We start from the raw sequence: 5508 nt of genomic DNA on the forward strand, positions 1-5508 counted from the left end.
ATCCACGACATACACATGACCATCTCCAGGAACCTGGAGCCCCGTGGCCCCCTCTTCCAGCGCGTCCCCGCGTCCCGGGTCCGTCTCACGATAGCTGTTGAAGTACGCCACTTCACGCGGTTGCGTGAGATTGCTCACGTCCAGCACGCGCAGCCTCGCCCCTGCAGCCATGTGGTTGGGGGGGTGTAATCGAGTGGAGAATTAGTGAGCAGGACAACTCATCCGTCTGTCGTGGGGCGCCGTGTCCGGAGAGACCCGCCACGCTCACGCGGAGGCGGGCTCGGTGGAAACACTGTCTGGGTGCAGTACCCGTGCCGTGCCGGGGTCCGCATCGGCCGCCACGGCTTCCCCTGCGTCCACCAGTGCTTCGTATAGCTCCGCCGCTGCTTCCGCGTATCCGTAGTTCTTCCGCTCGTGCAGCAGCTTGCGGAGCCGGTTCTCCAACTCCGCCGCCGAGGCGATGCGCTCTGAATGCACGCGGCGCAGCAGCTTGGACAAGAGGGTCCGCACGGGGTCGGACAGCCCCCGCGTCGCCTGCGCCACGTCCTCCGGCTTGAAGGTGGCGGCCCGCAGCACAATCACTCCCATGTCGGGCTCGGTCCATTCGTCTTGCGCTCGCGCGACGGCGTCCCCGAGTCGTTCCTTTTCCTTCTCCGACAGCATCTGCGCCATCTCGTGCGGGAGCAGGTCCGGCGGGGAGAGCAGGTGACGGCCGGTGGCGAACTCCAGCAACACCAGCCCGAGCACGAACAAATCCGAGCGGGAGTCCTCGGGCTCCCCCAGCAACACTTCCGGGGAGGTGTAATAGGCGTCACCTCGAACGCGCGGCAGGCGCACGGTGCGCCGTCCAGGCAGGTGCGCGGACGCGAGCCCGAAGTCCATCAGCTTCGCCTTGCCGCTCCGCTTCACGCGGATGCGGGTGGGGTCAATCGCCCGGTGGACGATGTGCAACGGCTGACCCGTCTCGTCCCGACCGCCGTGCGCGTGGGCCAGCGCATCCGCCACCTGCGCGCCGATGTGGAGCATGAAGTTTTCGGAGAAGTAGCGCCCGCGCCCATGGGCCACATTGAGAAGGCTCTCCACGGAGCGCCCGCTGACGGCCTCCGTGATGACGTGGAGGGCCTTCTTGGATTCGTGCAGCCCGTGGACGCGAGCGATGTTCGGATGGTGCAGGTACGTGGCCAACTGCACTTCCTCCACCAGCCGTTGGCGCGTCACCTTCATGGCATCAGTGGTGGCTGGAAGACCGAGCGTCTTGATGATGACCCGGCCCAGGTCCGTCCGCCCCTTGCCGCGTTTCAGGGCCAGGACGACGCGTTCGCCATGGTTGCCGAGCCCCAGGTCTTGAACCAGCTCGTAGGTGAGGCCTTCGCGGCGAAAGAGGACGATGCCGGGCGGGTACGCCGGGGGACGAGAGAACACCATGCGCAAGACCTCCTGAAACCCACGCGGCACACGGACACCGCGCGGGAGCCTCAGGAAAGTACCCTTGAGTTGGGCCCGAGTTGAACGACGCTCAAGGTCATCGTCTGAATCTGTTGCAATATAATTGCAAGATGATTCTCGGCCTACCCTCAGGGGTGGTTTTGAAAAGAGCCTTTACACGCGGAGCCCGCCCACCCTGCCTCGAATCCCAAGCGCCGGGCCGCGATCCAGGAGCGCGCGGTCTGGTACGGTCCAACGCAGGAGGTCGTTCCCGCGTGTCACCACTTCCCAGGCTGGTTCCGGCGCTGCTTTCCCTGGTGGCGTGGACGGCGGCGGCCGAGCCGCCCTCGGAGCGAGCCCTGCGCGCCCGCCGTGCCGCCCTGACCGGAGCCCCCATCGATGTGCGCGTGGCGCCCGGCATCCCCACCACGCTCAACTTCGTCGCGGACATCGACCCGCGGAGTGTGGAGTTGGCTCCACAGGGGCACATCCAAGTGCTCTCCGTCGCGGCGCGGGCCATCACGCTCACACCTGTTGCCGCTCTGGGCACGACGGTGGCGCTGCGGCTGCGCTTCGCGGAGGCGTGCTCCGCCCTGGAGCCCGAATTCTCGCTGCGCACGGACGCCGTGGAAGTGGACGCGCAGGTCACGGTCTACCGGGACGCACGCGCGCCGGACTTGCTGCTGGCGCAGATGGCCGAGCTGGAAGCACGCGCCACCGCGTGTGAGGGAGAAATGACCGCGCTGCGCGAGCGCGGCGCGGCCACCGGCCCGGCCTTCTTGGTGGTTTCAGGCCAGCTTGACGCGCAAGGAGTTCAGGTCGCTGGCGCGGACTGCACGGCAGTCGGGTTGGTGTGTGAAGATGGGAAGCGCTTGGTCGCGAACAAGTGGGTGGTGGTGTCCGCGTGGTTGCAGAACCCGCCGGGACAGCCGATGTGGAAGCCTGGCGGGGCGTGGCTCGTGAGTGAGTCCCGCCGTGAGCGCATTCCGGCGCGCGTGGTGGCCCTGGAGTCCAAAGCGCTGACGCCCGAATCAGCGGGGATGTTCGCGGTGGAGTTCGCCCGCCCACCCAGGCGCCCCGGTGAGCTCTACCGGGTGGAAGTGCAAGAGGCAGAGGGCTCGCGGCACTTGTCCATTCGGGGCGTGAAGGTGGATGAGGCGAAGGAGCCAGGAGAGAAGGGGCACGGACCATGACCACGGCGCACCCCCTGGGCTTTCTCAGACCTGGCGCACTCATCGACTCCTTCCGCGTCGTCAAGGCGCTCGGGGAGGGCGCCAACGGCATGGTGCTGCTGGTGAAGCGGCGCGGGCGGCGCTTCGCCCTCAAGCTGGCCCGGTGCCGCGAGGTCAGCGACGACGTGGCGAAGACCAACCAGCGCATGACGCGGGAGCTGGGCTGTCTCATCCACCTGGAGCACCCGAACATCATCCGCGCCCGGGCCTGGGGCCACTATCCAGACCTGATTGGGGATTACTCCTATCTCGTGCTGGACTACGTGGACGGCTGGACGCTGGCCGAGTGGCTGGAGAAGGTGCGGCCCACCTTCAAGCAAGTGGCGCACGTGTTCATGAAGCTGGCGGACGCGCTTGACTACATGCACCGCCAGGGCGTCTTCCACCGGGACATCTCCCTGTCCAACGTCCTCATTCGCAAGGATGACGGTGAGCCCTTCATCGTGGACTTCGGCGCGGGTGATTTCGCCAACGCGCGGGAACTGACCGAAGGACCTTTGCCCCCGGGCACCAACCGCTTCCGCGCCCCGGAGGCTGTGACCTTCTGGAACGAGCACCGGTTGGACTTCAGTGCGCGCTATCCCTTCCAGGCGAAAGATGACCAATACGCGCTCGCGGTGTGTCTGTACGACGCGCTGACGGACGCGGAGACGGCGAAGGACCCGGAGCAGCGCGCCGCGCGGCGCATCACCGTCAACAGCCCCGTCATGGGCCCACCTCCCGCGCCCCGAGAGGCGAACCCGTGCGTCCCCGAAGCGCTCAGTGCCCTGGTGGCCGGAGCGGTGGAACATGACACAGCACAACGGCTGCCCACGCTGGAGGCCCTGCGCGGTGGACTGGAGGCCTTGGCGGACCCGGGCGGCGCGGAGTGGGAAGCGCCGGTGTTCGCGCCCACCGTGAGCGCACCGCGGGCGGGCATGTCCGGACGGCGGCGGGGCCGGCGACGCAAGGTGGCCGCCGTTGGCGCGGTGGTGGTGGCGACCGTGGCGGCCTTCGCGCTGCTGCGCGAACTGTCACCCACGCCCGAAGCACCTGGGCTCCCAGCCCCCGAGAGCGTTCCTCATGCGAAAGCGCCCGATGTTCTACCGCCTTCCCGCGCCGCGCCGCCCGCTGCTGGAGTACCGTCAGCGGCCCCCGTGGCCTCTGCTCAGAAGGAAGCTCCCACCGTGAGTGCCCCCAAGCCTCCCCAGCGTCAACCCACCCCGGAGCAGCCCAAGCCCGCTCTCCGCCCCACCTTCACCCCGGAGTTTCTGGCCAGGTGTGCGGGGTACACGCTCGCCGCTCAGGTGGCGGCGGGTTGCCCGGCCTCCCAGGTGCGGCCGGAGCGGGAGGCCTGCACGGCGGAAGCGCGTGAGTACATGTCGCGCCTGCGGGCGAACGACGATGAGAACCTTGCTTTATTGCTGGACGTGAACCAGCCCGGCTTCTCCAGCACTTATGGGGTGTACCGAACTGGCAAGTACATCGGCGCGATCCCCCGGGACAGAGACATCCTCAAGAAGGGTTGGCGGGTCGAGGGCTATCTCTGGACGGAGGGGAAATACGTCGTGGGTCGGTACACGAAGGTGTTTCCTGCTCCTGGAGCGATTGACGCCTCGGGCGACCCGCTACCGCGAGAGGTTCCCATTTGCATTGTTCTTGGAAATGACAGTCGCTTCGAGGGCTTGGAGAAGTTGGAGGGCTCCAAGCCAGGTGCCGTTGTGCTCCGGCACCAGGTTATCGCCCGCTATATTTATGGGGAGTGGACGCAGCCCTGACGGTGGCTGAACAGGGTTGAGCGGGTTTGGGCGCCGCGCCCTGCGGAGCCGGACGCGGAGGACGCTTCGGCGGTTGGCTCACGCGCTGGCGCGGAAGGCAGGGGACTTCGACAGGACCTGGGGAGGCGCGTGGCCGCTCAGACTTCCTCGAACTTCGCCCCCGTGACGTTCGCTCGCTCCAGGGCCACCTTGATGTCCTCGGAGACGATGAGGGCAATGGACCACCCCCAGGTGCGGAACACCTTCGCACCGCCCACCTTCGTGGGGTCGATTCGCATCCCGTAGACGCTGCGGTACTGGCCGAGCTTGTCCGGCCGCTCGTCCTCGGGCTTCCAATACATTATCTCTTCCGAAGCCGCGTCATCGATGCATCGGATGAGCTTCGTGGCGACGAGCACGACATGCTGTTCCGGGCGACCTTCGACATCGACGGGTATCAATTGCACATCATCGGGCGCCAGCTCCGCGAAGAGGTTGGCCACCCTGACGTGGACGATGGGAGCGTTGCCGACGCCCGCCGTGCAGTAGTCCAACCACCTTCCAGGCTCGCTGATGGGAAACTTCAGGCGACCCGCGAGATGTATGGAACGCCCCCGGGCGAACTGCCAGATGTCCTCGACCTCGGTGCCCGTCTCATCCAGCGGGTCCCCCAGGTACCAGTTCCCACCCTGCACGTCTTCGCTGAGCGCGTAGTATCGCGACGGATTCGGCATGGTGGACTTCCTAGAGTCCTCACGGGTCCCGAGTCAAAAGGCCGTGGATTTTGGTTCCTGAGGTCTGCGCTTCTCTGGCGAGAATGCGTAGCTCATCCGTGAGGGCCTTCCGGCACTCGTCAACCTTGCGGCACTCTCCCAAGGCCGACCTCAGTCGGCGATAGACGTACTCGTGATACCGCTGCGGATGTGGCCCCTTGTGGCCCACGACTTCGACGATATTCTCGGGGTCCTTCAGCTTCATTCCAGCTCGTGTGAACAACTCCCTGAATCTTGGCGTCCAGGGGCCACCGCGCGCGGCGGAGACATCGTTCTTGTTCGTGGCGATGTGATGATTCTCACTACGCCCTCTCCGGCTCGCCATGGCCACGGCGTTCGGGG

At 66.6% G+C, this 5508-nt stretch carries 5 protein-coding genes and 1 pseudogene; 2 read left to right on the top strand and 4 right to left on the bottom strand.

Going from position 1 to position 5508, the window contains the following annotated elements:
• A pseudogene (locus tag G4D83_RS47430) lies at positions 1-153 on the bottom strand (LVIVD repeat-containing protein); the annotation flags it as partial.
• A gap of 111 nt (positions 154-264) precedes the next feature.
• Positions 265-1425, bottom strand: a complete 1161-nt coding sequence (locus G4D83_RS44990) for a serine/threonine protein kinase (RefSeq protein ID WP_163871132.1) — start codon at positions 1423-1425, stop codon at positions 265-267.
• Positions 1426-1700: 275 nt separating this feature from the next.
• Here G4D83_RS44990 and G4D83_RS44995 point away from each other — a divergent pair, with 275 nt between their 5' ends.
• Both G4D83_RS44995 and G4D83_RS45000 read left to right on the top strand, forming a co-directional pair.
• Positions 1701-2618 carry a DUF2381 family protein gene (locus tag G4D83_RS44995; RefSeq protein WP_163871133.1) on the top strand — a complete coding sequence of 306 codons (918 nt, stop codon included), beginning with the start codon at positions 1701-1703 and terminating at the stop codon, positions 2616-2618.
• Positions 2615-4414: a serine/threonine protein kinase gene (locus tag G4D83_RS45000; RefSeq protein WP_163871134.1), complete on the top strand. Its 1800-nt coding sequence runs from the start codon at positions 2615-2617 to the stop codon at positions 4412-4414. The genes G4D83_RS44995 and G4D83_RS45000 overlap by 4 nt, the downstream gene beginning before the upstream one ends.
• A 137-nt stretch (positions 4415-4551) precedes the next feature.
• Here the strand turns inward: G4D83_RS45000 and G4D83_RS45005 are convergent, their stop codons facing one another.
• Both G4D83_RS45005 and G4D83_RS45010 read right to left on the bottom strand, forming a co-directional pair.
• The gene (locus G4D83_RS45005) at positions 4552-5127 is read right to left on the bottom strand and encodes an imm11 family protein (protein WP_163871135.1); all 576 of its coding nucleotides are present in this window, start codon (positions 5125-5127) and stop codon (positions 4552-4554) included.
• Positions 5128-5146: 19 nt separating this feature from the next.
• On the bottom strand, positions 5147-5508 hold a 362-nt coding region (locus G4D83_RS45010), incomplete at its 5' end, for an AHH domain-containing protein (RefSeq protein WP_205522871.1).

Source organism: Myxococcus eversor (genome assembly GCF_010894455.1).
GTDB classification, from domain to species: Bacteria; Myxococcota; Myxococcia; order Myxococcales; family Myxococcaceae; genus Myxococcus; species Myxococcus eversor.